The organism is Immundisolibacter sp. (assembly GCF_041625615.1).
In the GTDB taxonomy this organism is placed as follows: domain Bacteria; phylum Pseudomonadota; class Gammaproteobacteria; order Immundisolibacterales; family Immundisolibacteraceae; genus Immundisolibacter.
In genome coordinates this window covers 1-4,901 of record NZ_JBFJTF010000152.1, presented here as the reverse complement: position 1 = coordinate 4,901, position 4,901 = coordinate 1, and the positions used below count along the sequence as shown (strand labels likewise).

5 protein-coding genes are annotated in these 4,901 nt (G+C 69.8%); 4 read left to right on the top strand and 1 reads right to left on the bottom strand.

Going from position 1 to position 4,901, the window contains the following annotated elements; genetic code table 11:
• A partial coding sequence (locus ABYX71_RS10375; RefSeq protein WP_372696425.1) for a magnesium chelatase domain-containing protein occupies positions 1–479 on the top strand: 479 nt, incomplete at its 5' end.
• A gap of 18 nt (positions 480–497) precedes the next feature.
• On the opposite strand, the gene ABYX71_RS10370 is transcribed toward ABYX71_RS10375, so the two are convergent.
• A complete protein-coding gene (locus tag ABYX71_RS10370) occupies positions 498–2,207 on the bottom strand; it encodes an amidohydrolase family protein (RefSeq protein ID WP_372696424.1) in 1,710 nt (569 codons plus the stop codon).
• A gap of 214 nt (positions 2,208–2,421) precedes the next feature.
• Here ABYX71_RS10370 and ABYX71_RS10365 point away from each other — a divergent pair, with 214 nt between their 5' ends.
• From ABYX71_RS10365 to ABYX71_RS10355, 3 genes are all read left to right on the top strand, one after another.
• Positions 2,422–3,066, top strand: coding sequence for a DedA family protein (locus ABYX71_RS10365; protein WP_372696423.1), 645 nt, complete (start codon positions 2,422–2,424; stop codon positions 3,064–3,066).
• Between the two features lie 149 nt (positions 3,067–3,215).
• A complete protein-coding gene (locus tag ABYX71_RS10360) occupies positions 3,216–4,295 on the top strand; it encodes an LLM class flavin-dependent oxidoreductase (protein ID WP_372696422.1) in 1,080 nt (359 codons plus the stop codon).
• Between the two features lie 118 nt (positions 4,296–4,413).
• On the top strand, positions 4,414–4,901 hold a 488-nt coding region (locus tag ABYX71_RS10355), incomplete at its 3' end, for an amidohydrolase family protein (protein ID WP_372696421.1).

Here is a 4,901-nt window from a genome sequence, read left to right as displayed (position 1 = left end):
TGGAAGGCACCCGTCCGCTGTTGCTGGAAGTGCAGGCGCTGGTGGAATCAAGTCCGCTGGGCACCCCGCGCCGGCTGACGCTGGGCATGGATGGCAGTCGCCTGGCCATGCTGCTGGCGGTGCTGCACCGCCATGCCGGGGTGGCGCTGTTCGATCAGGACGTGTACGTGAACCTGGTCGGCGGGCTCAAGGTGACCGAGACGGCCACCGACCTGCCGGTGCTGCTGGCGGCGCTGTCGAGCCTGCGCAACCGGCCGCTGCCGGTGGACCTGCTCAGCTTCGGGGAGGTTGGGCTGGCGGGTGAGGTGCGTCCGGTGCGCGGCGGTCAGGAGCGCCTGGGCGAGGCCGCCAAGCTGGGATTCCGCACCGCCGTGGTGGGCAAGCTGAACGCACCGCGCAAGCCGATTCCCGGCCTGCGGGTGCTGGCGCTCGAGCACCTGGACGGGCTCGGCGAGGTGTTCGCGCAGCTGGTGGAGTGACCGCCGGCCTGGTCGCCGTCAGGACGCGGTTGCACCGCGCAGCAGGCGCCCGGGCCGCGCACCGGTCGGTTCGCCCCGGCAGAAGGTCTCGGTGCCGGCGACGAAGGTGTGGTCGTAGCCGTCGGCGCGCTGCAGCACCCGCCTGCCGCCGGCCGGCAGGTCGTAGCTGACCTGCGGCAGGCGCACGTTCAGGCGTTCGAAGTCCACCACGTTGATGTCGGCGCGCAGCCCCGGCGCCAGCAGTCCGCGGTCGGTGAGGCCGTAGGCGAGCGCGGTGTCGCGGGCCTGCTTCCGCACCAGCAGCTCCAGCGGCAGCCCCGGGCCACGGCGGCGGTCGCGCGCCCAGTGCGTCAGCAGGGTGGTCGGCGAGCTGGCGTCGCAGATGAGGCCGACGTGGGCACCGCCGTCCGACAGGCCGCAGACGGTGGCCTCGTCCAGCAGCATCTGCCGCACCACGTCGAGGTTACCGGCGTGATAGTTCTCGAACGGGTACAGCAGCAGGCCCTTACCGTCGTCCTGCAGCAGCCAGTCGAGCGCCAGCGCCAGCGGGTGGCAGCCGCGCCGCGCCGCCTGGGCGACCAGGGCGTCGTCCGGGTGTGGCTCGTAGTCGACCGGCTCGGTCAGGCGAAAGGTCTTGGGCAGCGCCCGTTCGATCATTTGCGCCACCACGCTGTCCAGTGCCGGTGGCTCGTGGATCAGCCGCTCGCGCAGCGCCGCATCGGCGCGCAGCCGCGCCACTCGGGCGGTCGGGGCCAGGTCCGCCAGTTCCCGCCATGACGGACGGCTGGCAAACGGGTGCATGCTGGTCTCCAGCCCCATCACCAGCCCGATCGGTCGGCTGCCGATCTGGCCGGTCACGGCGAGTCCATCACGCCGCGCGGCGTGAATCTGCGCCAGCGTCTGTCGCCACAGCTCGGGTTCGTGGTCGGTCTGCAGCAGCAGTACCGACAGCGGTCGGCCGGCCAGGGCGGCGGCGTCGCGCAGGATCTCGAACTCGCCCGGGCCGAAGTCCGAGTTCACCTGCAGCACGCCGCGCCCGGCGCGGCGCAGCGCCAGGGCCAGGCCGTGCAGTTCCGGTTCGTCGGCCGACAGCGACGGTGTCGGCCGGCCGTCGGCGGCGCGGTGCTTGGTGGTGCGCGACGTGCTGAAGCCGAGCGCGCCGGCGGCCAGCGCCTGCTCCAGCAGGCGGCCCATGGTGGCGATCTGGTCGCTGTCCGGCCGCTGCAGGTGATCGGCGCCGCGCTCGCCCATCACGTAAAAGCGCAGCGCCGCGTGCGGTACCTGGGCACCGATGTCCAGCGCGCGCGGCGTGTCGGCCAGCGCATCGAGGTAGTCGGGGAAGCTCTCCCAGCGAAAGTCCAGGCCCTGCGCCAGCACCGTGCCGGGAATGTCCTCGACGCCTTCCATCAGGTTGATCAGATACGGCGCGCTGCCCGGGCGCACCGGCGCGAAGCCGACACCGCAGTTGCCGAACACGGCCGTGGTGACGCCGTGCCAGGACGACGGCGCCAGTTCGCCATCCCACATGGCCTGGCCGTCGTAGTGGGTGTGGATGTCCACCCAGCCGGGCAGCACCAGCCGCCCGGCGGCATCGATGCTGCGCCGCGCCGGGCCGAGGTCGTGGCCGATTGCGGCGATGCGGTCGCCCTGGACGGCGAGGTCGGCGTGACGTGGCGGCGCGCCGCTGCCGTCGACCAGCAGGCCGTCGCGGATGATCAGGTCGTGCATGTGTTTTCCCCTCGCTGGCGATGCGGCTGTGGGCACGAGTGGCGCCACGCGCGTCTTTGTTTTCGAGTCTGCGATGGTGCCCGCGGTGGGCGCTGTCGGCGGCAATCTATCAGGCGCGGCTGCCGTCCGTGCGCCGGGGTGGCCGGCCGGGCGCCTTGTTCCGGCAACACCGGGCCAGGATACTGGCGGTCTTGAGACCGGCCTGGAAACCGACATGGAACTGCTGCAGACCGTGCTGGACCTGTTCCTGCACCTGGATACCCACCTGACCGCCTTCACCACCGAGTACGGCGTGTGGGTATACGCGCTGCTGGCGCTGGTGGTGTTCTGCGAAACCGGCCTGGTGGTGACGCCGTTCCTGCCGGGCGACTCGCTGTTGTTCGTGGTCGGCACGCTGGCTGCCGGTGGGCTGCTGGATTTCGGCACCGCGGCGGGGGTGCTGTTCGTGTCGGCGGTGGTCGGCGACAGCGTCAACTACGCCATCGGCAACGCCATCGGTCCGCGGGTGTACGCGCGGCCGGATTCGCGCTGGTTGCGTCAGGAACACCTGGCGCGTACGCGCGAGTTCTTCGAGCGGCACGGTGGCAAGACCATCGTACTGGCGCGCTTCGTGCCCATCGTGCGTACCTTCGCGCCGTTCGTGGCCGGGGTGGGCAGCATGAATTACCGGCGCTTTCTGGCTTACAACGTGTTCGGCGCGGCGGTCTGGGTGCTGCTGTTCATGACCGCCGGGGTGGTGTTCGGCCAGCTGCCGCTGGTCAAGGACAACCTGACGCTGATCGCGCTGGGCATCGTTGCCCTGTCGCTGGTGCCGGTGGGTGTGCATTGGGTGCAGGCGCGACGCGCCAGCGTCGTCTGACGCTTGACAGGCATCATGCGGCCGGCGGCGGCGGCGTATATAGTTGCTGCCCTCACGCAGGTCCGCGCCCGGCGTGTGGGCCTGCTCCGGCACGCCGGCGGGCTGCGGCCACCCATCGATCATTCTGGAGTCAAGAGGAGTACCCGTTCGTGGCGAAGAGCAAACTCAAATTCGGCGTATACACCGAAATGAACTGCATGCCGGGTGTCGATACCGGCGATGCGGTGTGGGACGTGATGGGTCATATGGAGCAGTGCGACCGGCTCGGTTACGACGTCTACATGGCCATCGAGCATCACTTTTTCCCGACCTTTGGCCAGTCGTCGAACCCGCTGGCGCTGTTCTCGGCGGCGGCACAGCGCACGCAGAACATCCGTTTCCGCACCCTGTGCCACACGCTGCCGCTGCACACCCCGACGGTGCTGGCCGGCGAGATCGCCACCGCCGACGTGCTGACCGGCGGGCGGCTGGACCTGGGTTTCGGGCGCGGTCACGCCTGGCTGTACAAGATGGCCGGCATCCCCTACGAGGAGAGCCAGCCGCGCTACGAGGAAGCGCAGGACATCATCATGAAGGCGCTGACCGAGGAGCGTTTCTCGCACCACGGCGCGCTGTATACGGTCAATGACGTGACCGTGTACCCCCGGCCGGTGCAGAAGACCATGCCGGTGTACCTGACCGGTACCAGCGGGCGCTCGTTCCGCTTCGCCGCCGAGCGCGGCTGGGGCATTTCGGTGGGTGGTCCGGCGCCGTATCCGGTGTTCGCCAAGGCCATTGCCGAATACCGCGACGCCTGCATCAAGGCCGGCACCAAGCCCATCGTCAGCTGGATCCAGCCGGTGCACATCGCCCCGACGGAGAACGAGGCGCACGAGCAGGCCCGCCTGGCGGCGCCGTACTTCTACCACCAGATCGCCAAGCCGATCCTGTCGGTGGACCAGAAGGGCGATCGCGACCGCCTGCTGGCCGCCGGTTACGGCTTCTACGCCAGCGACGCCATGAACCAGATGCTGACCCTGACCTACGACGACATCCTGGGTCAGGACATGGTGTGGGTCGGCACGCCGGCGCAGATCGCCAACCGTGTGGCGGATTTCCTGGGCAAGGAGGAGCTGGACGAGTTCGCCATCCAGGTGCTGCCGCGTGGGCCGCAGGGCGGCATCACGCTGGAGCAGCACCGCCGCACGCAGGAGCTGTTCGGCACCCAGGTGATGCCGGGCTTCAAGTAAGCGCCGCGCGCGTGGTCCAGGAAGGCCGCTCCCCGGTGATCGGGGGGCGGCCTTTTTTGTGCAACCGCCGGCGGCATACCATCGACGGTTCCTGGCGCTCTCAACCTGCGGAGGCAGCATGGCCATCGATGTCCACACCCACGTCGTGCCGGCGGATTTTCCCGCGTATGCCGGCCGGGCCGGCGCCGCGCGCTGGCCGCACATGCAGGCCTGTGATCATCCCGGCCACAAGACGGTGATGATCGGCGAGCGGCCGTTTCGCACCGTTTCCGATCACAGCTGGGATGTGGCGCGCCGGCGCGAGGACATGCTGGCCGAGGGCGTGGACCGGCAGATCCTCTCGCCCATGCCGGAGCTGCTGTCGTACTGGTTCGACGCCGACGATGCCCTGGCCATGGCGGCTCATGTCAACGCCACCATCGCCGGGATGGTGGCGGCCGATCCGGCGCATTTCGCCGGGCTGGGGATGGTGCCGCTGCAGGATCCGGAGCTGGCCGCCAGGCAGATGCAGACGCTGCGGCGCGAGTACGGGCTGATCGGTGTCGAGGTCGGCAGCAACATCAACGGCAAGCCCATCGGTCACCCGGACCATGCGCCGTTCTTTGC